At 61.4% G+C, this 26,307-nt stretch carries 25 protein-coding genes; 17 read left to right on the top strand and 8 right to left on the bottom strand.

Annotation, left to right across the window (positions count from 1 at the left end; all coding sequences use genetic code 11):
• Positions 1 to 47 precede the first annotated feature (47 nt).
• Positions 48 to 515 (top strand): (2Fe-2S)-binding protein, encoded by a 468-nt coding sequence (locus tag B9Z52_RS16120; RefSeq protein ID WP_108414869.1) that lies wholly within the window; start codon positions 48 to 50, stop codon positions 513 to 515.
• The gene (locus B9Z52_RS16115; RefSeq protein ID WP_108414868.1) at positions 512 to 2,779 is read left to right on the top strand and encodes a xanthine dehydrogenase family protein molybdopterin-binding subunit; all 2,268 of its coding nucleotides are present in this window, start codon (positions 512 to 514) and stop codon (positions 2,777 to 2,779) included. The genes B9Z52_RS16120 and B9Z52_RS16115 overlap by 4 nt, the downstream gene beginning before the upstream one ends.
• A gap of 118 nt (positions 2,780 to 2,897) precedes the next feature.
• On the opposite strand, the gene B9Z52_RS16110 is transcribed toward B9Z52_RS16115, so the two are convergent.
• A complete protein-coding gene (locus B9Z52_RS16110; RefSeq protein ID WP_108414867.1) occupies positions 2,898 to 3,281 on the bottom strand; it encodes a hypothetical protein in 384 nt (127 codons plus the stop codon).
• A gap of 123 nt (positions 3,282 to 3,404) precedes the next feature.
• Here B9Z52_RS16110 and B9Z52_RS16105 point away from each other — a divergent pair, with 123 nt between their 5' ends.
• Positions 3,405 to 4,394, top strand: a complete 990-nt coding sequence (locus tag B9Z52_RS16105) for a 2-hydroxyacid dehydrogenase (protein WP_108414888.1) — start codon at positions 3,405 to 3,407, stop codon at positions 4,392 to 4,394.
• Positions 4,395 to 5,147: 753 nt separating this feature from the next.
• Here the strand turns inward: B9Z52_RS16105 and B9Z52_RS16100 are convergent.
• The gene (locus B9Z52_RS16100) at positions 5,148 to 6,203 is read right to left on the bottom strand and encodes a LacI family DNA-binding transcriptional regulator (RefSeq protein ID WP_108414866.1); all 1,056 of its coding nucleotides are present in this window, start codon (positions 6,201 to 6,203) and stop codon (positions 5,148 to 5,150) included.
• Positions 6,204 to 6,392: 189 nt separating this feature from the next.
• On the opposite strand from B9Z52_RS16100, the gene B9Z52_RS16095 reads away from it, so the two are divergent.
• From B9Z52_RS16095 to B9Z52_RS16055, 9 genes are all read left to right on the top strand, one after another.
• On the top strand, positions 6,393 to 7,352 hold the full coding sequence (locus B9Z52_RS16095) for a 2-hydroxyacid dehydrogenase (protein WP_108414887.1): 960 nt from the start codon (positions 6,393 to 6,395) through the stop codon (positions 7,350 to 7,352).
• Between the two features lie 26 nt (positions 7,353 to 7,378).
• Positions 7,379 to 7,915 (top strand): gluconokinase, encoded by a 537-nt coding sequence (locus B9Z52_RS16090; RefSeq protein WP_108414865.1) that lies wholly within the window; start codon positions 7,379 to 7,381, stop codon positions 7,913 to 7,915.
• An 18-nt stretch (positions 7,916 to 7,933) separates the two neighbouring features.
• A complete protein-coding gene (locus B9Z52_RS16085; protein ID WP_019431089.1) occupies positions 7,934 to 8,272 on the top strand; it encodes a hypothetical protein in 339 nt (112 codons plus the stop codon).
• A gap of 50 nt (positions 8,273 to 8,322) precedes the next feature.
• Positions 8,323 to 9,297: a TRAP transporter substrate-binding protein gene (locus B9Z52_RS16080; protein WP_108414864.1), complete on the top strand. Its 975-nt coding sequence runs from the start codon at positions 8,323 to 8,325 to the stop codon at positions 9,295 to 9,297.
• Positions 9,298 to 9,362: 65 nt separating this feature from the next.
• A complete protein-coding gene (locus B9Z52_RS16075) occupies positions 9,363 to 10,130 on the top strand; it encodes an SDR family oxidoreductase (protein WP_108414863.1) in 768 nt (255 codons plus the stop codon).
• A gap of 75 nt (positions 10,131 to 10,205) precedes the next feature.
• Positions 10,206 to 10,745 (top strand): TRAP transporter small permease, encoded by a 540-nt coding sequence (locus B9Z52_RS16070; RefSeq protein WP_108414862.1) that lies wholly within the window; start codon positions 10,206 to 10,208, stop codon positions 10,743 to 10,745.
• Positions 10,746 to 10,760: 15 nt separating this feature from the next.
• Positions 10,761 to 12,038 (top strand): TRAP transporter large permease, encoded by a 1,278-nt coding sequence (locus B9Z52_RS16065; protein ID WP_108414861.1) that lies wholly within the window; start codon positions 10,761 to 10,763, stop codon positions 12,036 to 12,038.
• Positions 12,039 to 12,072: 34 nt separating this feature from the next.
• Positions 12,073 to 13,113 (top strand): L-idonate 5-dehydrogenase, encoded by a 1,041-nt coding sequence (locus tag B9Z52_RS16060; RefSeq protein ID WP_108414860.1) that lies wholly within the window; start codon positions 12,073 to 12,075, stop codon positions 13,111 to 13,113.
• Between the two features lie 53 nt (positions 13,114 to 13,166).
• Positions 13,167 to 13,916, top strand: a complete 750-nt coding sequence (locus B9Z52_RS16055; RefSeq protein ID WP_108414859.1) for an SDR family oxidoreductase — start codon at positions 13,167 to 13,169, stop codon at positions 13,914 to 13,916.
• 329 nt (positions 13,917 to 14,245) lie between these two features.
• Here the strand turns inward: B9Z52_RS16055 and B9Z52_RS16050 are convergent, their stop codons facing one another.
• The 3 genes from B9Z52_RS16050 to B9Z52_RS16040 form a co-directional block, all read right to left on the bottom strand.
• Positions 14,246 to 15,439 (bottom strand): mandelate racemase/muconate lactonizing enzyme family protein, encoded by a 1,194-nt coding sequence (locus tag B9Z52_RS16050; protein WP_108414858.1) that lies wholly within the window; start codon positions 15,437 to 15,439, stop codon positions 14,246 to 14,248.
• 66 nt (positions 15,440 to 15,505) lie between these two features.
• A complete protein-coding gene (locus B9Z52_RS16045; protein WP_108414857.1) occupies positions 15,506 to 16,513 on the bottom strand; it encodes a TRAP transporter substrate-binding protein in 1,008 nt (335 codons plus the stop codon).
• Between the two features lie 42 nt (positions 16,514 to 16,555).
• On the bottom strand, positions 16,556 to 17,302 hold the full coding sequence (locus B9Z52_RS16040) for a FadR/GntR family transcriptional regulator (RefSeq protein WP_108414856.1): 747 nt from the start codon (positions 17,300 to 17,302) through the stop codon (positions 16,556 to 16,558).
• A 186-nt stretch (positions 17,303 to 17,488) separates the two neighbouring features.
• On the opposite strand from B9Z52_RS16040, the gene B9Z52_RS16035 reads away from it, so the two are divergent.
• The 5 genes from B9Z52_RS16035 (at position 17,489) to B9Z52_RS16015 (ending at position 22,934) form a co-directional block, all read left to right on the top strand.
• Positions 17,489 to 19,225, top strand: a complete 1,737-nt coding sequence (locus B9Z52_RS16035) for an IlvD/Edd family dehydratase (RefSeq protein ID WP_108414855.1) — start codon at positions 17,489 to 17,491, stop codon at positions 19,223 to 19,225.
• 165 nt (positions 19,226 to 19,390) lie between these two features.
• Positions 19,391 to 20,395: a D-erythronate dehydrogenase gene (gene denD, locus B9Z52_RS16030; protein WP_108414854.1), complete on the top strand. Its 1,005-nt coding sequence runs from the start codon at positions 19,391 to 19,393 to the stop codon at positions 20,393 to 20,395.
• Between the two features lie 30 nt (positions 20,396 to 20,425).
• Positions 20,426 to 21,406, top strand: coding sequence for a sugar kinase (locus B9Z52_RS16025; RefSeq protein ID WP_369907944.1), 981 nt, complete (start codon positions 20,426 to 20,428; stop codon positions 21,404 to 21,406).
• On the top strand, positions 21,403 to 22,311 hold the full coding sequence (locus B9Z52_RS16020; RefSeq protein WP_108414853.1) for a 2-dehydro-3-deoxygalactonokinase: 909 nt from the start codon (positions 21,403 to 21,405) through the stop codon (positions 22,309 to 22,311). Before B9Z52_RS16025 ends, B9Z52_RS16020 begins: the two co-directional genes overlap by 4 nt.
• Positions 22,308 to 22,934 carry a 2-dehydro-3-deoxy-6-phosphogalactonate aldolase gene (locus B9Z52_RS16015; RefSeq protein ID WP_108414852.1) on the top strand — a complete coding sequence of 209 codons (627 nt, stop codon included), beginning with the start codon at positions 22,308 to 22,310 and terminating at the stop codon, positions 22,932 to 22,934. Before B9Z52_RS16020 ends, B9Z52_RS16015 begins: the two co-directional genes overlap by 4 nt.
• Positions 22,935 to 22,971: 37 nt before the next feature.
• Here the strand turns inward: B9Z52_RS16015 and B9Z52_RS16010 are convergent, their stop codons facing one another.
• From B9Z52_RS16010 to B9Z52_RS16000, 3 genes are read right to left on the bottom strand one after another with little or no spacing between them, the layout of a single operon-like run.
• A complete protein-coding gene (locus B9Z52_RS16010; protein WP_108414851.1) occupies positions 22,972 to 23,676 on the bottom strand; it encodes an ABC transporter ATP-binding protein in 705 nt (234 codons plus the stop codon).
• A gap of 2 nt (positions 23,677 to 23,678) precedes the next feature.
• The gene (locus tag B9Z52_RS16005) at positions 23,679 to 25,463 is read right to left on the bottom strand and encodes a branched-chain amino acid ABC transporter ATP-binding protein/permease (RefSeq protein ID WP_108414850.1); all 1,785 of its coding nucleotides are present in this window, start codon (positions 25,461 to 25,463) and stop codon (positions 23,679 to 23,681) included.
• The gene (locus B9Z52_RS16000) at positions 25,456 to 26,307 is read right to left on the bottom strand and encodes a branched-chain amino acid ABC transporter permease (protein ID WP_108414849.1); all 852 of its coding nucleotides are present in this window, start codon (positions 26,305 to 26,307) and stop codon (positions 25,456 to 25,458) included. The genes B9Z52_RS16005 and B9Z52_RS16000 overlap by 8 nt, the downstream gene beginning before the upstream one ends.

Genomic DNA, 26,307 nt, shown 5'->3' with positions numbered 1-26,307 from the left:
TGTGAGCTTTTGCACTACCATCGCCTGAACCACTTTCAGGAGACAGCGTGGAACTGAACATCAACGGCCAAAGCCGCACCTCAACCGCCGACCCGAGCATGCCCTTGCTGTGGGTGCTGCGCGACGAACTGAATCTGACCGGCACCAAATTCGGCTGCGGCATTGCCGCTTGCGGTGCCTGCACGGTGCATGTGGACGGCCAGCCCGTGCGCTCTTGCGTGATGCCCGTGTCTGCCGTGGCGAGTCAAAAAATCAAAACCATCGAGTCTTTGGGCACCGATGACAAACCCCACCCCTTGCAAGCGGCCTGGATCGCAGAGCAAGTGCCGCAATGCGGCTACTGCCAAAGCGGCATGCTGATGGCCGCCGCCGCCCTGCTGGACAAAACCCCCAACCCCAGCGACGCCGAAATAGATGCGGCCATGAGTAACCTGTGCCGCTGCGGCACTTACCAGCGCGTGCGCGCCGCCATCCACCGCGCTGCGGCGCAAATGAAGAAAGGCGGTGCCGCATGAAACGCCGTACTTGGATCTTGAGCGCCCTGGGCGCCACCGGTGCCTTGGTCGTGGGCTGGGGCGTGATGCCTGCACGCTCGCGCATGGGTTCCCCTGAGCTGATGCTCAAAACCGAAGGCGATGTCGCGCTGAACGGCTGGATCAAGATCGCCCAAGACGGCGCAGTGGTCTTGGCCATGCCGCGCAGCGAAATGGGCCAGGGCATCCACACCGCGCTGGCCATGCTGGTGGCCGAAGAGCTCGATGTACCTCTGGCCCGCGTGCGGCTGGAGCAAGCCGGTGCCGACAGCATTTATGGCAACGTGGCCATGCTGGTGGCCAGCTTGCCTTTTCATCCGCTGGACAGCGAAGGCGAGCACAAGCCGACCAAGATCAAAATGGCCGAATGGGTCGTGGGCAAGCTGGCCCGCGAACTGGGTCTGAACGCCACAGGCGGCTCGTCCACCATCGCCGACCTGTGGGACCCGCTGCGCATGGCCGCAGCCACGGCCCGCGCCAGCTTGTTGCAAGCCGCCGCTGGCGCATGGAAAGTGCCTGCCAGCGAGATCAGCATCAGCCAAGGCGTGATGAAACACGCCTCAGGCAAAACCGCACACTTTGGCGAAATGGCCACAGGTGCGGCAGGTTCTACACCCAAAGACATCACGCCCAAAGCCCGCAAGGACTGGAAGCTGATCGGCCAAGCCACCGCACGCACCGACATCCCTGCCAAAGTCACAGGTCAAGCCCAGTTCGGACTGGATGTGCGCCTGCCGGGCATGCTGTTTGCCGCTGTGAAAATGAGCCCGATTTTGGGCGGCAGCGCCGCATCCATGGACACCAAAGCGGCATTGGCCCTCCAGGGCGTGTCCAAGGTCGTGCCGCTTGATGCCTGGGGCGGCGGCACCGCCGGTCTGGCGGTGGTGGGCCAAAGCACCTGGCATGCACGCCAGGGCGCACAAGCCGTGCAAGTGCAGTGGCAAGCGCCCAGTTCTGGCGCGCTGGACACCGCCACCATCCAAGCCAATTTGCTCAAGGCGCTGAACACCGAAAGCGGCTTCACCTTCCACGAGCAAGGTGTGCCCACCCAGGCCGAAAAATCGGCCACCACCCGCATGGATGCGCTCTACCAAGCGCCCTATCTGGCCCACGCCACGATGGAGCCAATGAACTGCACGGCCCTCTTCAAAGACGGGCGCGTGGAACTGTGGGCCCCCACCCAGGTGCCGCAAATGGCGCGTGACATGGCGGCCAAAGTCGCCGGTGTCAAAGCCGACCAGGTGACGGTGCACGTGACGCTGCTGGGCGGCGGTTTTGGCCGCAGGCTCGAAGTCGACTTTGTAGGCCAGGCCGTGCAAGTGGCCATGGCCTGCAATGGCACACCCGTGCAACTGAGCTGGTCGCGCGAAGAAGACATGACGCACGACTTTTACCGCCCCATGCACTTGGCCAAATTCCAAGCCTCGCTGGACGACAAAGGCCAGGTCACCAGCTTGCGCATCAAGTCCGCCGGTGACGCCATCACCCCGCGCTGGATGGCGCGTGCCGTGCCCATGCTGTCCGGCCCCATCGACATGCCCGACAAGACCGCCTCAGAGGGTCTGTTCGACCTGCCCTACGGCTTTGCCAGCCAGCACATGAGCCATGTGTTCACCCAATCCGGCGTGCCGGTGGGTTTTTGGCGCTCGGTCGGTCATTCGCACAACGCCTTCTTCTCGGAAAGCTTCATCGACGAACTGGCCGTGGCCACCCAGCAAGACCCGCTGGCCTTCCGACTGAACTGGCTCAAAGACGCGCCGCGCTACGCCGCTGTGTTGAAGCTGGCCGCAGACAAAGCAGGCTGGGGCCAGCCGCTGCCCGCAGGCCGTGCGCGGGGCATGGCGCTGCACGAGTCCTTTGGATCGATCACCGCCCAAGTGGCCGAGGTGTCGCTGGACAAAGGCCAGATTCGCGTGCACCGCGTGGTCTGCGCCATCGACTGCGGCACCGTGGTCAACCCCGACACTGTGGCCCAGCAAGTGGAAAGCAGCGTGCTGTATGGCCTGAGTGCGGCCCTGTATGGCCGGATCGACATCGTGGGCGGCGCGGTCAAGCAAAGCAACTTCCCGAGCTACCCCATGGTCACGCTCAGCCAGGCCCCGCAAGTGCAGACCCACATCGTGCCCAGCGAGCGTGCGCCCGCAGGCGTGGGCGAACCGGCCGTTCCGCCGGTGGCCCCAGCGGTGGGCAATGCCTTGTTTGCGCTCACGGGCAAACGGCTGAGGGCTTTGCCTTTGGTGGTCTAAAAGTGGGCCGGTGACGTTGAACGCCACCGATATCAACGGAACCGTCCTCGACATTTTGGGCGTCCCGCAGGTGCAGGCGACTTCAGTCTCGACATGGCACCCACACCACAGTTGGCATTCAATCGCGCACAAACAAGGTCACGAGCGGATCGGGGCCGACTTGGCGGCTCCAGTGGCCGTGCACGGTGGCGTCAAAGGTGGCGCCTGCGGGCAGGGTGTCGTTGGAATAAAAGCATTCGCCCGGGCCAAAGATGCGCGAGCTGCCGTCTTGCAAAAAGATCTCCATCTGGCCACCCAACACGAAGAGCCACTGCGGCGTTCCCGTGCAATGGAAGGTGCTGCGAAAACCCACGGGGCTTTGGCGCCATTGGTAACCGCTGGTGGGCATCAGCGCTGACAACTGGCTTTGCGGTGTGCCTTCGGTCAATTCAAGGGTTTCGTCGCGAAAACGCGCACGGCCGTCGGTGTCGGTGAAAAGGATGACTTGTTTCAAAGAGGTCATGGCAGTCGTTTCAGCAAAGGGAAGGTGGCCCGATTGTCGCCGAGCCAACAGGCCCTCACGCCGCCTCTGGCATAGTCGAACGCCAACACACCTGCCCCTTTGGGCATGCAACACCCCTACCCCATGCGCGCCACCCCTTTGAAAATCGTCTTCCACGGCCAGAACGCGGCCAACTTTCGCCAGGGCTTTGAAGCCCTGATCGCCCCCGCGCACCAGGTGCTGGACCTGAGCGACGCGCTGGACCAAACCGGTGAGCGCGAACACTATGAAAGCGCCGATGTGGTGATCGGCATCAAGCTCAGCGCCGACATGCCCCTGCCCCTCAAGGCCAGGTTGTTTCATGCGCCTGCTGCGGGCACGGATGCGGTCAACACGGCGCTCTTGCCCGCGCAGTGCACGCTGGCCAACTGCTTTGGTCACGAGAACGCGATCGCCGAGTACGTGATCGCCGCCCTGCTGATGCGCCATGTGCCGCTGGCGCAGGCCGATCAAGATTTGCGCCAGCAGCGCTGGACCTATTGGGCCGGTCGCCCGACCGCATTGCGCACCGAGTTGGGCGCGCAAACTTTGGGCTTGGTGGGCTTTGGCCACATCGCCCAGACTGTGGCCGGGCGCGCCAAAGCCATGGGCATGCGCGTGCATGTGGCCAACCGCAGCCCCATCAGCCACCCGGTGGTGGACCGCAGCTGGACGCTGGACGCCCTGCACGAGTTCATGGGCAGCTGCGATGCGGTGGTGGTCAGCCTGCCCTTGACCGAGAACACACAAGGCCTGGTGGGTGCTGCAGCGATTGCCGCCATGCGGCCCGATGCGGTGCTGCTGAACGTGGGGCGCGGCGCGGTGATCGATGAAAAGGCTTTGTACGAAGCCCTCCAAGCCCGCCAGATTGGCGGCGCGGTGATCGACACCTGGTACCAATACCCCACGCCGACACAGGCCGAATGCGCGCCTTCGCAGTTTGACTTTGCGTCGCTCGACAACGTGTTGATGACGCCCCACATGTCGGGATGGACCTCGGGCACGGTGCGCCGTCGTCAGGAGACTTTGGCCGACAACATCGGGCGCTTGAGCCGGGGTGAGGCGCTGATCAACGTGCTGCACAGACCTGCATAATTTTGCGTTTGTGTGCGCAGCGCTCTGCGCGCGATTTCATGCGCTGATGGTCAGCCAACCATCGCCCACGGGGTGGGCTCCTACAAAAGAAGCATGTCTCTGTAGGAACGCACCCCGTGCGCGATTCCTTGTAGGCCCCAATACCAAGCATTGCCCACAGGGCGGGCCATTACCAAAGAAGCATGTCTCTTGTAGGAGCGTACCCCGTGCGCGATTCCTTGTAAGGCCCAATACCAAGCATTGCCCACAGGGCGGGCCATTACCAAAGAAGCATGTCTCTGCTGGAGCGTACCCCGTGCGCGATTCCTTGTAAGCCCCAATACCAAGCATTGCCCACAGGGCGGGCCATTACCAAAGAAGCATGTCTCTTGTAGGAGCGCACCCCGTGCGCGATTCCTTGTAGGCCCCAATACCAAGCATTGCCCACAGGGCGGGCCATTACCAAAGAAGCATGTCTCTTGTAGGAGCGCACCCCGTGCGCGATTCCTTGTAGGCCCCAATACCAAGCATTGCCCACAGGGCAGGCCATTACCAAAGAAGCATGTCTCTTGTAGGAGCGCACCCCGTGCGCGATTCCTTGTAAGGCCCAATACCAAGCATTGCCCACAGGGCGGGCCATTACCAGAGAAGCATGTCTCTGCTGGAGCGTACCCCGTGCGCGATTCCTTGTAAGCCCCAATACCAAGCATTGCCCACAGGGCGGGCCATTACCCAAGAAGCATGTCTCTTGTAGGAGCGCACCCCGTGCGCGATTCAGCTGCTTTGCCGCTGCACAATTTCAAAGCCCAGGTCCAGCTGCGGCGCAGCGGGCGCGTCGCCGCGCATCAGGGTGAGCAGCATCTGCGCAGCCGCCTCGCCGATCTGGGCGCGGGGTGTGCGCACGGTGGTGAGCGCAGGCAGCATCTGGTCGCTGCCGGTTAAGTCGTTGAAGCCAGCAATCGCCACTTGCGAGGGCACGGCAATGCCCAAGCGCAATGCGGCCATGAGAGCGCCTTGGGCCAAGTCATCGTTGCAAAAAAAGACCGCGTCCACCGCCGGGCGCTGCTGCATGATTTGCTCGAACAGTACACCGCCCAAAGCCAGCGATGAGGGCGCGGGGTTCAAAAATTCCAGCGTGGGCTCGTAAACGCCCGCCACTTGCAAGGCACTGCGCCAGCCATACAGGCGCTGCATCACACGCGGGTCCAGCTGCGCGGCGGCAAAGGCGATGCGTTTGCGGCCTTGGGCCAGCAGGTGCCGCGTCATGGCCGCGCCCGCCTCGGTCTGGCGAAAGCCCACGCAGTAAGGCGCATCGGCCTGATCGGTCGCAGGCAAATCCATCAGGTGCACGCAGGGCACCTGGCTGCTGGCCATGAGTTTGCGGGTGGCCGTGTTGTGGTCCAGGCCCGTGACCAAAAGGCCCGCCGGGCGGTGCAGCAGTTGCTCACGCAGCAGCTGTTCTTCTTCGCTGGCGTCGTAGTGGGTCACGCCCATCAGGGTCTGGTAGCCACCGGCCCTCAAGGTTTTTTGGGCCGCGTCGAGCAGGTCCACAAACAAAGCGTTGGACAAGAGCGGGATCAGGATGGCCACGTGGTTGCTGCGCTGCGAAGCCAAGGCCCGTGCCGCCGGGTCGGGCACATAGCCGAGCTTGGCGGACACCGCCTGCACCCGTTCGATGAGTGCCGGATCCACCGCTCTTTCGCCACGCAAGGCACGAGAGACAGTGCTGGGGCTGACACCGGCGGCACGGGCCACATCGCTGAGTGTGATGCGGCCGGTGGCGCGTTGGCTTTTGGCGGTCTTGGGGGGCAGTGAAACGGTGTTGGACAAGGGTTAATCCGGAGAAGAATGCAGGATCAAACTCGATAGGATAGCGCTATCCCAAAGTTTTGGACGAAGATTTTGAAGATTCGTGGAAAACCCTGATTCACGAGTCAATCACTCAGATTTTCGTTCTCACTTTTTTTTGAATTATTTGGACAGCGCTGTCCAAGACCTGTTTTCACTGGAGTGATTGAAGTGTCCAAACCCGATGTGCTGGCTGTGGCCAAACTCCACCCTTTCTATCAAAAAGCGCTGGAATCGGTCTACACGGTGCACGACCGCACCCACATCACCGACCCAGCAGCCTTTGCCGCCCTCGCCCCGCGCATCGTGGGCGTGGCCGGCACGGGCGAGGCCAGCGTGCCGCGCAGCCTGCTGGCGCAAGTGACGAACGCCAAAGTGGTGTCGGTGTTTGGTGTGGGCTATGACGGTGTGGATGTGGCCGCCGCCATCGAGCACGGCATTCCCGTCACCCACACACCCGACGTGCTGACCGACGACGTGGCCGATCTGGCCATGGGCCTGGTGCTGTCGGTGGGGCGCACCATTGCGCAAGCCGATCAATTTGTGCGCGCAGGCCAGTGGCCCAGCGGCCCCATGACGCTCGGCCGCAAGGTCTCAGGCGCCCGCATGGGCATCGTGGGCCTGGGCCGCATTGGCAAAGCCATTGCCCGGCGCGCCAGCGGTTTTGGCATGTCGATCGCCTACACCGCCCGCTCTGAAAAGGCCGATTCAGGTTTCAAGTTCTTTGCAACGCCTGCCGAGCTGGCGGCAAATGTGGACTTCCTGGTGGTCATCACCCCCGGCGGCGCGGGCACCAAACACCTGATCAACGCCGAAGTGCTCCAGGCCCTGGGCCCACGTGGCTTCTTGATCAACGTGGCGCGTGGCAGCGTGGTCGATGAGGAGGCCCTGATCGCCGCCCTGCAAAACGGCACCATCGCAGGCGCAGGTCTGGACGTGTTCGCCAACGAACCGCATGTACCCGAAGTACTCTGGACCATGAACAACGTGGTGCTGACGCCCCACATGGCCAGCGCCACGCATGAGACCCGTCAGGCCATGGCCGATCTGGCCTTTGCCAACATGCAGGCCGGCACAGCGGGCCAGCCGCTGCGCACCCCCGTGCCCGAGTGCATGGCGCTGGTGAAGTGAGCCCCAAGCCCGTGACTCCAACCGATATGAGCACCACGCCAATGCGCCTCATCGTCATGGGCGTGTCCGGTTGCGGCAAGTCCACCATGGCTGCGGCTTTGAGCCAAAGCCTGGGTTTGGAGATGGTCGACGGCGATGACCTGCACGCGCCCGAAAGCGTGGCCAAGATGCGTTCGGGCATCGCCTTGCAGGACGCCGACCGCTGGCCTTGGCTGGACCGCATTGGTGCTTACCTGTCGCAGCCCCACCCACAAGGCCGCGTGGTGGCCTGCTCGGCGCTCAAACGCGCTTACCGCGACCGCATCCGCGAGCAAGCGGGTGATGTGTGTTTTGTCTTCCTCGACGGCGACTTTGAGCTGATCGACCAGCGCATGCGCCAGCGCGTGGGCCACTACATGCAGCCGGGTTTGCTGGACAGTCAGTTCAGCACCCTCGAAATCCCCCAGGCCGATGAACCCGATGTCATCCGCCTGCCCATCACCGAACCGGTGCACGACATGGTCACGCAGGCTCTGGCCGCATTGCAGGCCAGAACGTCTTCGCGTCTGCACCCTGCCCTCTGATTTTAAAAAGGACCCTTCATGTTCATCCGCTGTGCATTCTTCCAAGGCAAGGTCAAACCCGGCATGGAAGACGCGTTCAACCGCTACATCCGCGAAAAGCTCGTGCCGCTGTGGACGCGCTTTCCGGGCGCGCAAGAAGTGCGCGTGCTGCGCCAGGTCGAGAGCGATGTGGCCGACCCGCACTTTGGCATGGTGCTGTCGGTGCGCTACCCCAGCCGCGAGTCGATTGAGATCGCCTTGGCTTCGGCTGTTCGCATGGAAAGCCGCGAGGTGTCCAAAGACCTGATCGCCATGTTCGATGGCACCGTGTTCCACACCGTCTTCAGCGCCGACGAGTACGCGCTGCCAACCGATTGATTTTTTCGTCCGACCTTTTCAACCGACCCCTAGAACCAGGAGACAACACCATGAAAATTTCCCGTCTGCTTCTCGCCTGCCTGATCGCTGCCACCGGCTCTGCAGCCATGGCCGCCAAGTTCAACCTGAAAATGGGCCACGCGGTGAACGCCACCGACGGCCAACACGCGGCCGCCCTGAAGCTGGCCGAGCTGGTCAAGCAACGCACCAACGGCGATGTGGAGATCACCGTCTTCCCATCCAACCAATTGGGCAACGATGGTGCCATGATCAACGGCGTGCGCGGTGGCACGATCGACATCGTCTCCAGCGGCGCGTCCAACTACAACGGCCTGGTGGCCAACACCGCCGCCATGGAATTGCCCTTCGTGTTCCGCAACGCACAGCACGCCTACCACGTGCTGGATGGTGACATCGGCACCGGCGTTTTGAATGAACTGGCTCCGCACAACATGAAAGGCCTGGCCTACTGGGAAAACGGCTGGCGCGCCTTCACCAACAACAAGCGCCCCGTCAACAAGCCCGAAGACTTGAAGGGCCTGAAGATCCGCTCCACGCCCAACCCGTACCACATTCAGGCTTTCAAGCTGCTGGGCATGAACCCGTCGCCCATGCCGATCGCCGAGCTGTACACCGCCCTCGAATCGGGTGCCTTTGATGCCCAAGAGCACCCCATCAACGTGACCTGGTCGTCCAAGTTCTACGAAGTGCAAAAGTACCTGACGGTGAGCAACCACGTGTACTCGCCCATCATCGTGGCCATGAACAAAGCCAAGTTCGACAGCCTGCCTGCCAACTACCAAAAGATCATGGTGGACGCGGCCCGTGAAGCGGCCACCTACCAACGCAACCTGAACGCACAAAACGCAGGCAAGGTCGTGGCGGACTTGAAGAAGTCGGGCATGCAAGTGATTGAAAACGTGGACATGGCCCCGTTCCAGAAGATCGTGTCGGCTGAAATCGCCAAGAGCTTTGGTGAGAAAAACGGCACCGCTTTGCTCAACGCCATCGAAGCCACCAAGTAAGTTGTTGTCAACCGTCCCCCTCGCGTGAGGGGGACTTTTTCAAGCCGGGTGACCGACTTTCTCGCATGAGCATTCTTGAGTCTTTTCAGTTGAACGGCCGCAGGGCCCTGATCACCGGATCGTCCGGTGGCATTGGTTTTGCCTTGGCCCGCGCCTTGGGGCAAGCGGGCGCGCACGTCATCTTGAACGGCCGCAACGCCGACAAATTGAAACAAGCGGCCGCCACTTTGCAGGCCGAAAATTTATCGGTCAGCACCAGCGCGTTTGACGTGACCAGCGCCGACGAGGTGCGCTCGGCCATCGACGGCCTGGAGGCGCAGGGCGCCATCGACATCTTGGTCAACAACGCGGGCATGCAAATTCGCGGCCCGCTGCACGAGTTTGTCGACGACGATTGGCACACCCTGATGAAGACCAACCTGGACAGCGTGTACTTCGTCAGCAAAGCCGTGGCCCAAAAAATGATCCCTCGCGGTCAGGGCAAGATCATCAACATCTGCTCGGTGCAAAGCGAACTGGGTCGCCCCGGCATCGCGCCCTACACCGCCAGCAAAGGCGCGGTGAAGATGCTCACCAAGGGCATGGCCATCGACTGGGGCCAGTTTGGGCTGAACGTCAATGGTCTGGGCCCGGGTTATTTCAAAACCGAGCTGACCGAAAAACTGGTCAAGGACGAAGCCTTCACGGCTTGGCTGATCGGGCGCACCCCGAGCCGCCGCTGGGGCGATGTCGAAGAACTCGGCGGCGCAGCCGTCTTTTTGGCCAGCGAGGCGTCGCGCTTCATGAACGGCCACGTTTTGTATGTGGATGGCGGCGTGACCGCCACGCTGTGATCGAAATGATCACCCATTTCCCTCTTTTGTACCCATGATCACGCATCTTTCCGATCAAACCCCAAAGGCTCTCCCATGATTGATCAATTCATAGACCATTTTTGCAAGCTCATCAAAATCATCATGGTGATCTTTCTGGCCATCATGGTCGTGCTGGTGTTCGGCAACGTGGTGCTGCGCTACGGCTTCAACTCGGGTCTGGCCGTCTCGGATGAACTCTCGCGCTGGTTGTTCGTCTGGATCACCTTCATGGGCGCGGTGGTGGCCATGAAAGAAGGCACCCACTTGGGCACAGACACTTTGATCTCGCGCCTGTCGGTTCGGGGCCAAAAAATTTGCTTTGTCATCGCCAACTTGTTGATGCTGTTTTGCTGCGGCTTGCTGGCCAAAGGTGCCTGGCAAATTGTGGCCATGAACATCGCCACCAAAAGCCCGGTGATGGAAATCTCCGAAGGCTTCTTTTATGGCTGCGGCATCTTTACCGCTTGTGCTGGCGCGGCGGTGCTGGTGCTCAAGATGTGGCGTCTGGCCCGTGGCGAGTTGAAAGACTCGGAATTGATTGGCGTTCGGGAGTCGGAAGAAGACACCCTGGACCTGCCCACCGCACAACGATAAGCACTGGAGCACAACATGACCATTTTTATCTTCGTTGGCTCTTTGCTCGCCGCCATGGCGCTGGGCGTGCCGATTGCCTTTTCTTTGCTCATTTGCGGCGTGGCCCTGATGTGGCACATGAACATTTTTGACGCGCAAATTCTTGCGCTCAACGTGATCGAGGGGGCCAACAGCTTCCCGCTCTTGGCCGTGCCCTTCTTCATGTTGGCGGGCGAAGTGATGAACACCGGCGGCCTGTCGCGCCGCATCGTGGACTTCGCCATGTCGCTGGTGGGCCACATTCGTGGCGGTCTGGGTTATGTGACCATCGTCGCTGCCTGCTTGCTGTCGGCCCTGTCGGGCTCGGCCGTGGCCGATGCCGCAGCGCTCACCGCGCTGATGCTGCCCATGATGGTCAAAGCCGGTCACGACAAGGCCCGCAGTGGTGGCCTGATCGCCGCGTGTGGTGTGATCGGTCCGGTCATTCCACCATCGATTGGTTTTGTGATCTTTGGTGTCGCCGCCAACGTGTCGATCAGCAAGCTGTTTTTGGCTGGCATCTTTCCAGGCATCTTGCTCGGCGCAGGTTTGTGGATCACTTGGTGGTACCTCACCCGCAAAGAAGACCTGACACCCCCTCCACGCAAAACGTTTGCCGAAGTGATGGCCTCGATGCGCAGCGCAGGCTGGGCCTTGATGCTGCCTTTGATCATTTTGGTGGGCTTGCGCATGGGCGTCTTCACGCCCACAGAAGCTGCTGTGGTGGCCGCGGTGTACGCCCTGTTTGTGGCCGGTGTGGTGTACCGCGAACTGAATTGGAAACAGCTGTACGAGGTGTTCGAGCGCGCCGCCATGACCACGGCTTTGGTCATGTTCCTGGTGGCTGCGGCCATGGTGTCCGCCTGGTTGATCGCCGTGGCCAACCTGCCCGCGCAGTTGGTCGAGCTGCTGCAACCGCTGATCGACAAGCCCACGCTGCTGATGTTCGTCATCATGATCTTGTGCATGGTGGTGGGCACCGCCATGGACATGACACCTACCATCTTGATTTTGACCCCCGTGCTGATGCCCATCGTCAAAGCCGCTGGAATTGACCCGGTTTACTTCGGCGTGCTGTTCATCATCAACAACTCGATTGGCCTGGTGACCCCGCCTGTGGGCACCGTGCTCAACGTGGTGGCGGGCGTGGGCCGCATGCGCATGGACGATGTGACGCGTGGCGTGCTGCCTTTCATGACCATGCAGTTCATCGTCATGTTCCTGATGGTGATGTTCCCGGCGCTGGTCATGGTGCCTGCGCGCATGATGTATTGAACCCATCCTCCCAACCGATTTGAAAGTTGAACCCATGCGTTCTGTCATTTGCCACGGTCCCCGCGATTTGCGACTGGAAGAGCGTGAGTTGCCTGCCCTGAAACCAGAGCAGCTCCAAGTGCGCGTCGCCTATGGCGGCATTTGCGGCTCTGATCTGCACTACGCCCAGCACGGCGGCTTTGGCACCGTGCGCATCAAAGAGCCAATTGCCCTGGGCCACGAAGTCTCCGGCATCGTCCAGACCGTGGGCGCCAACGTGCAAGGCGTGGCCGTGGGCCAGCGCATCGCCATCTCGCCTTCGCGCCCTTGCGGCCACTGCCGCTTTTGCCAAGCGGGCCAGCACAACCACTGCCTGAACATGCGGTTCTACGGCAGCGCCATGCCCTTCCCGCACATCCAAGGGGCGTTCAGCGAACAGCTGGTGATTGAGGGCTACCAGGCCCACCCGATCGCCGACCACCTGAGCCTGTCTGAAGCGGCTTTGGCCGAGCCCCTGTCGGTTGGCCTGCATGCCATACAGCGCGCAGGCGGCGTGCTGGGCAAGCAGGTGCTGGTGACCGGTTGCGGCCCGATTGGCTCGCTGCTGATTGGCGCTTTGCGCCGCGCCGGTGCCGCCCGCATCGTGGCGGCCGACATCGCCGACTTGCCTTTGAAGTGCGCCCAAGAGATGGGCGCAGACGAGACCATCAACCTCAAGACCCAGGCCGAAGCGCTGGACAAGTACAAAGTGGACAAAGGCCAGTTTGATGCCGTCTTTGAAGCCTCGGGCAGCGAAGCGGCCTTGCGCGTGGGTCTGGACACCATCGTGCCGCGTGGCGTGCTCGTCACCGTGGGCATGGGCGGCGACATCAGCCTGCCCATGACACAGATCGTGGCCAAGGAAGTCGACCTGCGCGGCACCTTCCGCTTCCATGCGGAATTCGCCACCGCTGTGCGCTTTTTGAACGAAGGCCTGGTCAATGGCAAGCCCGTCATCACCGGCGTGCTGCCGATGGACCGCGCCATCGAAGCCTTTGACTTGGCTGCCGACAAAAGCCAATCGCTCAAGGTCCAGATCGCCTTCGCCGATGCGTGAAAATCGCTCACCTTGCTGAACCGTTTTTTCTGAATTTCTGAAAGTCTCTCCCCATGAAAAAAGTTGCCCTCGTCACCGGTGCCAGCTCTGGCATTGGCCAAGCTTGTGCCCTTGGATTGCTCAATGAAGGCTGGCAAGTGGTGCTGGTCGGCCGCCGTGCCGACGCACTGCAAGAGACCATCGCCAAAGCCGGTGCCAACGCCGCCAATGGCGTGGCCATGCCCGCCGATGTGTCCAGCGAAGAACAGGTCAAGGCCTTGTTCAAGAAAGTCCGCGCCCAATTCGGTCGCTTGGACCTGCTGTTCAACAACGCGGGCATCTCGTTGCCCACCACCATGCCCGGTGATGTGACCGGCGACGACTGGCGCCGCATGGTGGACGTCAACCTCAACGGTGCTTTTTATTGCCTCTCGCACGCCTTCAAGTTGATGCAAGAGCAAAGCCCGCAAGGCGGCCGCATCATCAACAACGGCTCGATCTCGGCCCATGTGCCACGCTACGGCTCGATCGCCTACACCGCGACCAAACACGCCGTCTCGGGCCTGACCCGTGCCGCCTCGCTGGACGGACGGGCCTTCAACATTGCGGTAGGCCAGATCGACATCGGCAACGTGGCCTCGGACATGACCGAGCGCATGGCCAAAGGCGTGGCCCAGGCCGACGGCAGCATCAAGGCCGAACCGCGCATGGACATGTCGGCCGTGGTCGACACCTTCTTGACCATGTCGCGCCTGCCCTTGTCGGCCAACATCCTGTTCACCACGGTGATGGCCACCAACATGCCGTTTGTCGGTCGCGGTTGATTTGTTGATCCCAGTGGGCGTGTTCCATGCACATCGCCCACGGGGTGGGCTCCTACAGAAATCCCACATCTCACCGTTGCGGCCTCTGCTTGGGGTAAGAACTTTTTTTGCGCTTTGAAACCGCCATCGCCCACGGGGTGGGCTCCTACAGGGAAGTTGTAGGAGCCCACCCCGTGGGCGATGGTTAAGCCTTTTATAGGATCCCACCCCGTGGGCGATGGTTGATCCTTTTGTAGGAGACCACCCCCTGAGCGATGGTTGATCTTTTTGTAGGAGCCCACCCCGTGGGCGATGGTTGATCAGAAACCAAGACGGTCCGTCTCTGTCCCTCAGCGGCTCACGCGCACCACCGCATCGGCCCGCTTGTGCAAGTCGGGCAACAACTCCAAACCCAAACCCGGCTTGTCATTCAAACTTATCATGCCGTTTTTCACTTGCGGCAATTCAGTCACCAACTCCTTGTACCAGCCAGAGTAGAAGGCGCGCACGCTTTCTTGAATCAGCGCATTGGGCGCGTGCAGCGACAAGTGCGTGGACGCGGCCCACACCACCGGCCCAGTGCAATCGTGCGGGGCGACGGGCAGTTGCCAAGCGTCGGCCATGGCGGCGATCTTGCGTGCTTCGGTCAGGCCTCCGCACCAGCTCAGGTCGAGCATGGCCACACCACCCACACCGGTTTGCAAATAATCCTTGAAGCCCCATTTGTAGCTGAGCGTCTCGCTCGCACAGATCAGCGCCTTGCAGTCCACCGCGTACTGCTTGAGCAAATCGAGGCTGTCCATGCGGATCGCGTCTTCGTGCCAAAAGGTGTCGAACTCTTGCAAGGCACGGGCAATCTTTTGCGCCATGGGCAAGCGCCACAGGCTGTGGAACTCGACCATGATGTCCATCTTGTCGCCCACCGCATTTCGGATCTTGCGAAACGGCTCCAGTGCCGTGTTCAGGTCTTGCGGGCTGATGTACTGGCCATGTGATTTTTCAGCGGCCATGTCAAAGGGCCAGATCTTCATGCCGGTGATGCCCTCGGAGAGCAGCGACTCGGCCACTTCGCCCGCGCGGTGCAAAAAGCCTTGCAGGTCTTCGTAAGGCCCGGCGTTGTTGCCCAGACCCCAATTGCTGCTGGTCTGGTTGACGTTGCTGCGGATGTACTGGTAGCCCGCGCAGGTGTTGTACACACGGATCTCGTCGCGGCTTTTGCCGCCCAAAGCGGTGTACACCGGCATGCCAGCGGCTTTGCCAAAGATGTCCCACAGCGCGATGTCCACCGCCGAGTTGCCACGCGTCTCGACACCGGACCCGCGCCAGCCCAGATAACCCGTGATGTCGCGCAAACGCGACTCGATGGCCAACGGGTCTTGCCCCACCAGCTTGGGGGCCACCCATTCGTGCAGATAGGCCTCGACCGCCTGCGCACCCATGAAGGTTTCGCCCAGCCCCACCAGGCCTTCGTCGGTGTGCAGCCGCACCCAAATGATGTTGGGAAATTCGTCCAGGCGGATGGTTTCAAGTTGGGTGATTTTCATGGTGACTTCAATTTCAGACGTTAAAAAAGCCCCACAGCTTGTGGCTGTGGGGCTGACGGCAGGGGATCAACCGCCGCGTGCTTTCTTGAGTTCGTCTTGCACCACTTTGATGGCGTCAGCGCCAATCGAGTCCTTGTGCTTGTCGTACACCGAGGCCACTTTGGCTCGGATGCGGCTTTGCTCGGCTGCGCTGACTTCATTGATCAGCATGCCTTTGGTTTTGAGCGATGCGAGCGATTTTTCGTTCAAAGCTCTGTTGGCCGCGCGTTCGACTTTCTGGCCTTCCATCGCAGCTTCACGCAAGAGCGCTTGCTCTTGAGGGCTCAGCTGGTCCCACAGCTTTTTGCTGTAAAGGATCAGGAAGGGCGTGTAGGCGTGGCGTGTCACGCTCAGGTACTTTTGCACTTCATTGAACTTGGAGGTTTCAATGGTCACAAAGGGGTTTTCCTGACCGTCGATGGCACGGCTTTCCAAGGCCGAGAACACCTCAGGGAAAGCCATGGGCACGGCGTTGGTGCCCAGGGTCTTGAATGTGTCCAAGAAGATGTTGTTTTGCATCACGCGGACCTTGACGCCGTCAAAGTCTTCCAGCTTGGCCACAGGGCGCTTGCTGTTGGTCAAGTTACGGAAACCGTTTTCCCAATAAGACAAGTTCACCAAGCCAGCCGCTTCGAGCTTGGCATTGAAATACTTGCCAGCGGGGCCATCGAGCACCATGTCGGCTTCTTTTTCGTTGGCAAAGAGGAAAGGCAAGTCGAACACACCCAGCTCTTTGACGATGCCCACCAGCGGCGAGCTGGAGGTGCACACCATCTCTTGTGTGCCCGCACGCAAAGCCTGTGTGGCCTGCAAGTCACCACCGGCCATGCCGCCCCAGAAGGCAGTGATCTTCATTTTTCCGCCGGATTTGGCGGCCAGGATTTCTTGCATCTTTTTCACACCGAAGGCCACGGGGTGGTCGTCGTTGATGCCGTTGGTGAACTTGATGTTGCGCTCGGCAAATTGCGCCATGGCACCACTGGCCACCAGGAAGGTGCCCGCCAAGAGGGTCACCAGATTTCTGCGTTTGAACATGTTTGTCTCCTTGAATAAAACACTGGGTTGAAAATCAAAAAATCAAGTCACTTTTCTCAAGCGTGTCGGCGAGCCCGACATGCGTGGGAGCTTTTTGCGGCTGGACACCACACGCTCAATGTCTTCATTGGCACCGTTGATCAAGACCATGATGGCTTTCTCGGCTTTGTCCGGGGCATGTTTGATCACGGCATCCAGCACCGCCCGGTGCAAGGGCAATGAACTGCGGGGACCGTCCTGGATACGGGTCGAAAGCTCAAAACTGGTGCGCAGCAAGGCACTCAAGGCTTTGCCCATTTGGATCAGCATGCGGTTGTGCGAGGCGTGCAGCAAGCCTTGGTGAAAGCGCAGGTCGTGCACCACGTAGTCGCCGCCCTGCTCCACCGCCAGCTTCATGCCGGCATAAGCTTCTTCGATCTGCGCGATATCCTGGTCTGTGGCTTTTTCTGCCGCCAGGCGCACAGCGGCGGGCTCCACCACACGGCGCAACTCTTGCAGGTCACGCAGGAACTCAGGGGTCAACCCCGCTTGCGCCTGCCAGGTGATCACATCGGGGTCGAACCAGTTCCACTGCGCATCGGTCAGCACCCGGGTGCCGAGCTTGGGACCCGTGATGAGCAGGCCCTTGGCCACCAAGGACTTGATGGCTTCGCGCACCACTGTGCGGCTGACGCCAAACTGCTCGCACAGCAGGGGCTCTGGCGGCAAACTCGCGCCCACAGGGTATTGGCCTGACAAGATGGCTTGTCCCAGCAAATCCAGTGTGTGACCGTGTGCGTTTTTGACCATGAACGATGGGGTAATTTCGGTCAATCATATGATGAATGACCGAATGCAAAACTCAGGAAAACCCTGAAGCCGGGCATTTCACGACCCGAACTTGACCCTGTCTCAGGGTTTACATGGTGGCAAGCCAAAATCATTCATCATACGATTGAATGCATTCGCCAACCCTCTGATTCAGGCTCCATCACCATGTCCTCCTCCCCACGCAAAAAACCCGAAGACCTGCGCAGCCAGCAATGGTTTGGCCGCCAAGACCGCGATGGCTTTGCTTACCGCAGCTGGGTCAAGGGCAAGGGCGTACCGCACGACCAGTTTGACGGTCGTCCGGTCATCGGCATTTGCAACACCTTCAGCGAACTCACGCCTTGCAACTCGCACTTCCGCACCTTGGCCGAGCAGGTCAAGATCGGCGTGTACGAGGCGGGCGGCTTCCCGCTCGAATTCCCCGTCATGTCGCTGGGCGAAACGCTGTTGCGCCCCACCGCCATGTTGTACCGCAACCTGGCCAGCATGGACGTGGAAGAAAGCATCCGTGGCAACCCGATCGACGGTGTGGTGCTGCTCATGGGCTGCGACAAAACCACCCCCAGCTTGCTGATGGGCGCATCCAGCGTGGGCTTGCCCACCATTGGCGTGTCGGGCGGCCCCATGCTGAACGGCAAATGGCGCGGGCAAGAATTGGGTTCGGGCACCGGCGTTTGGAGCATGAGCGAGCAAGTGCGTGCGGGCACGCTCAAGCTGCAAGACTTCTTTGAAGCGGAGAGCTGCATGCACCGCAGCCATGGCCACTGCATGACCATGGGCACAGCCAGCACCATGGCCAGCATGGTCGAAGCCCTGGGCATTGGCCTGCCCGGCAACGCCACTTACCCGGCCGTGGACGGCCGCCGCAATGTGCTGGCCCGCGAGGCTGGTCGCCGCATCGTGGAGATGGTGCACACCGACCAGACCATCAGCCAAGTGCTGACCCGCGAGGCTTTTGAAAACGCCATCCGCACGCTGGCGGCCATTGGCGGCTCGACCAATGCGGTGATCCACTTGATCGCCATTGCCGGCCGCTTGGGCCTGAAGCTCACCGTGGACGACTTCGAGCGTTTGGGCAGCGATCTGCCTTGCCTGCTGAATTTGCAACCCTCAGGTGACCACCTGATGGAGGACTTTTGCTACGCCGGTGGCTTGCCCGTCATCATGAAAGAAATCGAGCACTTGCTGCACAAAGACATCATCACCGTGACCGGCAAAAGCGTGAGCGAGAACATCGCGGGCGCCGTGAACTACGACCCGCGCGTGATCAAGAAGTTCGACGAACCCTTCAAGGAAAAAGCGGGCATCGCCATCTTGCGCGGCAACTTGGCCCCGCGCGGCGCGGTCATCAAGCCCAGCGCTGCCACACCCGCACTGATGGTGCACACCGGACGTGCGGTGGTGTTTGAAGACAGCACCGACTTCCACAAACGCATCGACGACGAGAACTTGGACGTCGACGAAAACTGCATTTTGGTGTTGAAGAACTGCGGCCCCAAGGGCTACCCCGGCATGGCCGAGGTGGGCAATATGCCGCTGCCGCCCAAGGTGCTGCGCAAGGGCATCACCGACATGGTGCGCATCTCGGACGCCCGCATGAGCGGCACGGCGTATGGCACCGTGGTGCTCCACACCACGCCAGAAGCCGCTGCGGGCGGGCCACTGGCCGTGGTTCAAAACGGCGACATGATTGAACTCAACGTGCCCGAGCGCAAACTGCAACTGCTCATCAGCGACGAAGAGCTGGCGCGCCGCCTGGCCTTGTGGGAAAAGCCCGCACCGGCCATGAACTCGGGTTACTGGAAGCTCTACATTGACCATGTGCTGCAAGCCGACGAAGGCGCCGACATGGACTTTTTGGTCGGCCAGCGCGGCGCGGCCGTGCCCAAAGACAACCATTGATAGACCGCATTTCTTTCGCAGGAGCCCACCCTGTGGGCGATACGGGCCTTTGTGGTCCACGCACAATCGCCCACGGGGTGGGCTCCTACAAAAAATACCGGATCGCCCATTCGGTAGGTTTCTGCAAAAATTGCACATCGCTCTGAATAAACCAAGGAACTCATCATGCGCATTTTGATCACCGGCGGTGCCGGATTTTTGGGCGCTCGACTGGCCCGCGAGATTTTGAAAAAAGGCCAACTCAACGGCCAGACCGTCCATGAAGTGGTCATTGCCGACCTCTTCCCCGCCCCCGCCGACCTGCTGACCGACCCTCGGGTCAAGGGCCATGCGGGCCCCATGCTGGAACAAGGCGACTTGTTCAAGAGCGGCTTTGACGGCGTGTTCCACCTGGCGTCTGCCGTGTCGGGCGAGTGCGAGATCGACTTTGACCTGGGCCTGCGCTCCAACGTGGACAGCTCGCGCTTGTTGCTGGACAGCATCCGGGCTTCGGGCAAAGCTTCCCGCCTGGTGTTTGCCAGCTCGGTGGCGGTGTTCGGGCCCGATGCGGCCAACCCCATGCCAGCCTTGGTGGCCGACACCACCTTGCCCACGCCGCAAACCTCTTACGGCACGCACAAGCTGATGATCGAGCACATGGTGGCCGACTACACCCGCAAAGGCTACATCGACGGTCGCGCCGCTCGCCTGATGACAGTGAGCGTGCGCCCCGGCAAGCCCAATGGCGCAGCGTCTTCGTTTTTCAGCGGCATCATCCGCGAGCCACTGGCCGGTGTCGAGACCACATGCCCGGTGGACGCCAGCGTCTCGCACCCCATGTCCTCACCGGGCACCACCATCCACGGCTTGATCACCGTGTTTGAAGCCAGCCGTGAAGCCATTGGTGGGCGCATGGCACTGAACCTGCCCGGCCTGAATGTGAGCGTGGGCCAGATGATGACCGCGCTGGAAAAAGTGGCTGGCCCCGCTGTGCGAGCCCGCGTGAAGTTTGAACGCGATGAACGCATTGCGGGCATTGTGGACAACTGGGCCAAAGGCTGCACCTTCGAGCGCGCACACGCCTTGGGGCTGCGCGCCGATGCCAGCTTTGAAGCCATCATTGAACAGTACATCGAAGACTGCAAAACGCGACCCGCTTACCCCGCCGACGCCTTGAAGGGTTTGAACTGAACACACAAGCCAACAGGTGAGCGCGCATTCATGGATGCATCACAGGCCATCGCGCACGGGGTGCGGCTCCTGCACATGAAAACCCAGAAAACACAGGACATCGTCGCCTTGGGCGAGGCCATGGTCGAGTTCAACCAGACCCAGGCCGAGCCCCCTTTGTACTTGCAAGGCTTTGGCGGCGACACCAGCAATGCCGCCATTGCCGCCGCCCGCGCTGGCGCGCAAGTGGCCTACCTCACGCGCCTGGGCACCGACCGCTGGGGTGATCGCCTGATGGACCTGTGGCAGCGCGAAAACGTAGACACGGCTGCCGTGCTGCGCGAGAGCCAAGCGCCCACCGGCATGTACTTTGTGAGCCACGACGCACAGGGCCACCACTTCAGCTACGCACGCGCAGGCTCGGCCGCCAGCCGCATGCAGCCTGCCGATGTGCCCCGCTGGCAAGCCGCCATAGCGCGCAGCCGCTGGTTGCACCTGTCGGGCATCAGCCTGGCGATTTCTGCCTCGGCCTGCGATGCGGCTTTCGCAGCGATGCAGCTGGCCCGCGCCTCAGGCACGCTTGTGGCGTTCGACTCCAACTTGCGCTTGTCGCTGTGGCCGCTGGCCAGGGCGCAAGCGTGCATCACCCACGCCATCGGTCTGTGCGATTTGTTTCTGCCCAGCTTGGAGGACATCACGGCGCTGACCGGTCTGACCGACCCACAGTCCATCATCGCGTGGAGCCATGCGCAAGGCGCACAGCAGGTGGTGCTCAAACTGGGTGCCGAAGGCGCACTGGCCTCTGACGGCCAAACCCAGCGGCAGGTGCCCGGCCTGACGGTCCAAGCGGTGGACGCCACGGGCGCCGGTGACTGCTTTGCAGGCAATTTGCTGGCACGCCTGTCCAAAGGCGATGAGCTTTGGAAAGCCACCGCCTATGCCAATGCGGCCGCGGCCCTGTCGGTGCAAGGCTATGGCGCGGTCGCGCCCTTGCCCCGCCCCGATGCCGTGCTGAAAAGCCTAAAGCCATGAGCACACGCCCTTTGATCGCCGTCGATTGGGGCACCAGCAGTTTGCGTGGGGCGAGGCTGGATGCTGCAGGTCAGGTCCTGGAATCACGACAATTCCAACGCGGCATCATGACCGTGGCCAAAGGCCAGTTTGAAGCGGTGTTTGACGCATGCTTTGGCGACTGGATGCAAACGCCGGACGCCTTGTGCCTGATCTCGGGCATGGCGGGCAGCCAGCAGGGCTGGCAAGAAGCGCCCTACTGCCATTGCCCTGCGGGCTTTGAGGAATTGGCCTCTGCCCTGCATTGGTTGCAAGCAGGCCGCATGGCGATCGTGCCGGGCCTGAGCTGTCTGCACAATGACGGATTGCCGGTACCACAGCACGATGTGATGCGCGGCGAAGAGATCCAGATTTTTGGTGCGCTGTCGTTGACAGGCCGGCGCGATGCGACCGTGGTCTTGCCCGGTACACACAGCAAATGGGCACAAGTGGAGGCGGACCGCGTGCAAGGTTTTCGCAGCTTCATGACCGGCGAAGTGTTTGCCTTGCTGAGCCAGCACTCGATCCTCTCGCGCACCCTGCAGGTCGATGCGCCTTGGCATGAAGGCGCTTTTTTGCAGGGCGCGCAATTGGCGCAGCGCACACCCAGCGTGCTGTCGAGCATTTTTGCCACCCGCACACTGGCGCTGTTTGGCAGCCTGCCTGCCGTGCAGCACGCCTCCTTTTTATCTGGCCTGTTGATCGGCGAAGAGCTGCGGGCCATGGCCCGTCCCGGCAGCGCCGTGCTGCTGGTGGGCAGCGCCGTGCTCACGCAGCGCTATGCGGCAGCTTTACTCGCCTTGGGCATGGACAGCCAATGCTTGGGCGACGAAGCCACCTGGGCCGGACACGCCGCTTTGGCAAAACCTTGGACACACACCGCATGAACACTGCCGAACAATTCGCGCAAGCCCTGGATCAACTGCCGCTGGTGGCCATCTTGCGGGGCCTCAGGCCCGAAGAGGCACCGGCCGTCGGCCAGGCCTTGGTGGACAAAGGCTTTGCCTTGATCGAAGTGCCGCTCAACTCGCCGCGGCCTTTGGAGAGCATCGCCGCCTTGGCCGCGCAGCACCCGGACCATCTGATCGGTGCGGGCACGGTGCTCACCAGTGCCCAAGTGCGCGACGTGCAGGCCGCAGGCGGGCGCATCATCATCTCTCCGCACTTTGACCCCGCTGTGGTGCACGAAGCCGTGCGCCTGGGCCTGGCCTGTGTGCCCGGTGTGGCCACGCCCAGCGAGGCCTTTGCGGCCCTGCATGCGGGTGCCCATGCCTTGAAACTTTTCCCAGCAGAAATGATCACCCCCAGCGTGCTCAAGGCCATGCGCGCGGTGTTGCCCAGCGGCACCGCCTTGCTGCCCGTGGGCAGCATCACGCCCGACAACATGGCCGCCTACTTGAGCGCAGGGGCCAAGGGCTTTGGTTTGGGGTCGGCTTTGTACAAGCCGGGTCAATCGGCCCAAGAGGTGGGCGCCGCTGCGCAGCGCTTTGTGCAAGCCTTGCGGGGCTGATCCCAATCGCTCAACGCTTGAGGGGTTTCGCCTCGGCTCAAACGCCCAAATAAGCCTTGCGGATTTCATCGCGGCGGCTCAACTCGGATGACACCCCCGAGGTGACCACACGACCGTTTTCGAGCACATAGGTGCGCTGTGAAATCGCCAACGCGCGGCTGACGTTTTGCTCCACCAGCATCACGGCCGTGCCGCTTTGGTGAATGGCTTCGATGGCCCGGAACATCTCGCCCACAATGCTGGGCGCCAGGCCCAAGGAGGGCTCGTCGAGCAACAACAAGCGGGGCAAAGCCATCATGGCCCGGCCAATGGCCACCATTTGCTGTTGACCGCCCGACAAGGTGCCGGACACCTGGCCAAGCTTGGCACGCACGGCAGGAAAGAGGTCGCACACCTGTTCGAAAGTGCGCGCACGCACAGCGCGCGCAGCTGGGTGCATGGCACCCAACTCCAGGTTCTCGCGCACCGTCATGCCGGTGAACAGCCTGCGGCTTTCGGGCACCAGGGCCAGGCCTTTTTCGCACAAGCGGTGAGCGGGCAGCGCCGAGATGGTCTCGCCTTCCCATTCGATCTTGCCTTGCTTCAAGGCGTTCATGCCCATGATGGCCTGGATCAAGGTGGTCTTGCCCGCGCCATTGGGACCAATGACCGAGACCAACTCGCCCGCGTTGATCTGCAAGGACACATCCCACAGGGCTGGGGCTGCACCGTAATTGACTTGGATTTGATCTATGTGGAGCATGGTTACACCGCCGCCTCATCGCCCAGATAAGCCCGCACCACCTCGGGGCGGGACATCACATCCTGCGGCGGGCCTTCGGCAATCACTTCACCTTGGTTGAGCACCACCAGCCGATCAGACAGGGCCAGCACCGCACTCATGACGTGTTCGACAAACACAATCGAGGTGCCTCGCTCACGGATGCGTCGGATGGTCTGCACCGCAGCGCCAATCTCGGAGGGCGTCAGACCCGACAAGACCTCGTCGAGCAAGAGCACCTGCGGACGCGCCGCCAGCGCACGGGCCAGCTCCAAAAATTTGCGTTGGTGCAAATTGAGTTCATCGGGAAAGTGATCGCCCTTGTCTTGCAGGCCGGTGAACAGCATCCACTCTTGCGCTTCGGCCTGGGCTTGGGCGTCCGTCAAGCGGGCACCGCCGTAATGCGCTGCCAAGGTGACGTTTTGCAAGACGGTCAAACCGTTGAAAGGCCGTGGAATTTGGTAGGTGCGCGACAAGCCCTGACGGCGGATACGGTGGGCAGGCCAGCCTGCGCAAGACTGCCCACGCAGCAACACCGTGCCTTCGGTGGGTTTGTAATGGCCCGTGACCACGTTGATGAAGGTGGACTTGCCAGAGCCGTTGGGGCCCAGCAAGCCCAAAATTTCGCCTTGGTACAAATCGAGGTCGACCTGGTTCAAGGCGCGAATACCCGAGAACTGTTTGCTCAGGCCACGAACTTGCAACACCAAGGTGCGATCAGCGGCCTCGGCAGGACGACTCAAAGGGCGTTCGATCACCACAGCCTCTTCGTTGCCATGATCTGACGTGTGTGCATCGCCAGACAAGTTCTGGCTGCGCTGAATCAGGCGTTTGTGTTGGCGCAACTGCCATGTACCCAAAATGCCACGCGGCATGACCAGCACCGCGCCTGCCAGCACCAGGCCAATGATCATCTTGCCGACCAACGCACTTTCACCAGCTGTGAATGCGTTGAGCAAAAGCGTGATCAAGATGCCGCCGAGCATGGGGCCCGCCCAGTGGCGGCTGCCGCCCAGCACGCTCATGAGCACCACCGTCAAAGGCACGGTGATGTTGAAGGTCTCGCCCACCGTCACGTAAGAGACGTACAAAGCATGGATGCCGCCCATGACCCCGGCAAAGAAACTCGACAGCGCAAAAGCGCCCATCTTGAGCCAGAAAGTGGGCACGCCATTGACCTCGGCGGCATCTTCGTCGTCGTGGATGGCCAGCAAGCCCAGGCCCGCGCGGGCATGGAACAGCCACCATGCAGCCGCCACGCACAAGACCGTCAACACCAAACTGGCGTAGTAAAAAGTGGAAGCCGGCTTGGGTCCCCACTGCGGCAAGTTGACCCCCATCAGATAAACGCCGGGGCCCCCATCGATCGGGGTGTTGACCACCACTGTGGCCAACACAAAGCCCACCGCCAAGGTGATCAGGGCAAAGGATTCGCCACGGATCTTGCGCACATTGAACACCAGTGCCCCGATGGCCAGCGCCAACAGTGCCGCCAGCACACCACTGCCCAGCGCAGCGGGCACCACAGGCCAGTCGGCCTTGGCGGCCAGCGTGGCCATGCCGTACATGCCGACACCAAAAAACGCCCCGTGGCCAAATGAAAAATAGCCAGAATAGCCCGAGAGCATGTTCCAAGAGGTGGCCAGCGTCATCCAGAAAAAGATCACATACAGCAATGACTGAAGATGAACCGGAAGACCAAGATAAGGCGCTGCAAACAGCAAGGCCAGCACCACGAACAGAAGGGAAATTCGCTGAATCTTATTCATCACCACGCCTGAGCAAAAGAATCAGGATCAACACCGTGAACGCCACCAAGGGCGCCCAGGTGGGCGCAATCAAGGCCTGGGTCATGGACTCGCTGATGCCAATGGCCAGGCCACCGAGCAAGGGCGTCAAAGCCGATCCCAGCCGTCCAATCATCACCACCGCGAACACCACCCCCACCCAAGAAAAAATCTGGGAAGGCGCCAAGGTGAAGGTCAAGGCCACGCAAACACCGGCACAAGCGGCCAGCGCCGCACACAAGCCCGCCAACCCAATGGCCAGGCGCTTGGCGTTGATGCCAAAGGCCGTGGCAATCGCTGGGTCCTCGGCACTGGCGCGCACGGACTTGCCCATGTCGGTGCGGTGCAGCAGCCACCACACCAAGCCCACAGCGGCCAAAGACATGGCCAAGGTCAGGGCTTCGGAGTAGGTCACCACCACGCTGCCGAGACGAAATTTGTGCTCGTCGTAAAAAGAAGCCATGCGGCGGAAATCTGCGCTCCAGATCCACTGCAGCAAAGCCTCCACCGACACGGTGATGCCAAACGTCACCAACAAAGAGTTGAAAGGCGTGATGGCGAATCGGGCAAACACCGCCTGCAAAGCCATGCCCAGTGCAGCAAACAGCGGCACCAACACCACCAGTGAGATCAAGGGGTCGACACCCAGCCGGGTCTTGAGCTCGTAGGTGATGTAGGCCGACAGAAACACCCAGGCGAAATGCGCCAAGTTGATCTGCCTGAGCAAGCCCCAGCCCAAGCCGATGCCCAGGCCGATGAGGCCATACAAGGCACCGAGAAAGACACCGGAAGCGAGCGCTTGAAGTAAAAGCCCTGCGCTGGGCAT

It is taken from the genome of Limnohabitans sp. Jir72 (genome assembly GCF_003063575.1).
Taxonomy (GTDB): Bacteria; Pseudomonadota; Gammaproteobacteria; order Burkholderiales; family Burkholderiaceae_C; genus Limnohabitans_A.
This window is presented reverse-complemented; position numbering and strand designations above follow the sequence as displayed.

Coding starts and splice junctions, on each gene's coding strand:
- B9Z52_RS16115 (WP_108414868.1), top strand. CDS start 512: ATGAAACGCCGTACTTGGATCTTGAGCGCCCTGGGCGCCACCGGTGCC.
- B9Z52_RS16110 (WP_108414867.1), bottom strand. CDS start 3,281: ATGACCTCTTTGAAACAAGTCATCCTTTTCACCGACACCGACGGCCGT.
- B9Z52_RS16105 (WP_108414888.1), top strand. CDS start 3,405: ATGCGCGCCACCCCTTTGAAAATCGTCTTCCACGGCCAGAACGCGGCC.
- B9Z52_RS16090 (WP_108414865.1), top strand. CDS start 7,379: ATGAGCACCACGCCAATGCGCCTCATCGTCATGGGCGTGTCCGGTTGC.
- B9Z52_RS16085 (WP_019431089.1), top strand. CDS start 7,934: ATGTTCATCCGCTGTGCATTCTTCCAAGGCAAGGTCAAACCCGGCATG.
- B9Z52_RS16080 (WP_108414864.1), top strand. CDS start 8,323: ATGAAAATTTCCCGTCTGCTTCTCGCCTGCCTGATCGCTGCCACCGGC.
- B9Z52_RS16075 (WP_108414863.1), top strand. CDS start 9,363: ATGAGCATTCTTGAGTCTTTTCAGTTGAACGGCCGCAGGGCCCTGATC.
- B9Z52_RS16070 (WP_108414862.1), top strand. CDS start 10,206: ATGATTGATCAATTCATAGACCATTTTTGCAAGCTCATCAAAATCATC.
- B9Z52_RS16065 (WP_108414861.1), top strand. CDS start 10,761: ATGACCATTTTTATCTTCGTTGGCTCTTTGCTCGCCGCCATGGCGCTG.
- B9Z52_RS16060 (WP_108414860.1), top strand. CDS start 12,073: ATGCGTTCTGTCATTTGCCACGGTCCCCGCGATTTGCGACTGGAAGAG.
- B9Z52_RS16055 (WP_108414859.1), top strand. CDS start 13,167: ATGAAAAAAGTTGCCCTCGTCACCGGTGCCAGCTCTGGCATTGGCCAA.
- B9Z52_RS16050 (WP_108414858.1), bottom strand. CDS start 15,439: ATGAAAATCACCCAACTTGAAACCATCCGCCTGGACGAATTTCCCAAC.
- B9Z52_RS16045 (WP_108414857.1), bottom strand. CDS start 16,513: ATGTTCAAACGCAGAAATCTGGTGACCCTCTTGGCGGGCACCTTCCTG.
- B9Z52_RS16040 (WP_108414856.1), bottom strand. CDS start 17,302: ATGGTCAAAAACGCACACGGTCACACACTGGATTTGCTGGGACAAGCC.
- B9Z52_RS16035 (WP_108414855.1), top strand. CDS start 17,489: ATGTCCTCCTCCCCACGCAAAAAACCCGAAGACCTGCGCAGCCAGCAA.
- denD (WP_108414854.1), top strand. CDS start 19,391: ATGCGCATTTTGATCACCGGCGGTGCCGGATTTTTGGGCGCTCGACTG.
- B9Z52_RS16025 (WP_369907944.1), top strand. CDS start 20,426: ATGGATGCATCACAGGCCATCGCGCACGGGGTGCGGCTCCTGCACATG.
- B9Z52_RS16020 (WP_108414853.1), top strand. CDS start 21,403: ATGAGCACACGCCCTTTGATCGCCGTCGATTGGGGCACCAGCAGTTTG.
- B9Z52_RS16015 (WP_108414852.1), top strand. CDS start 22,308: ATGAACACTGCCGAACAATTCGCGCAAGCCCTGGATCAACTGCCGCTG.
- B9Z52_RS16010 (WP_108414851.1), bottom strand. CDS start 23,676: ATGCTCCACATAGATCAAATCCAAGTCAATTACGGTGCAGCCCCAGCC.
- B9Z52_RS16005 (WP_108414850.1), bottom strand. CDS start 25,463: ATGAATAAGATTCAGCGAATTTCCCTTCTGTTCGTGGTGCTGGCCTTG.
- B9Z52_RS16000 (WP_108414849.1), bottom strand. CDS start 26,307: ATGCCCAGCGCAGGGCTTTTACTTCAAGCGCTCGCTTCCGGTGTCTTT.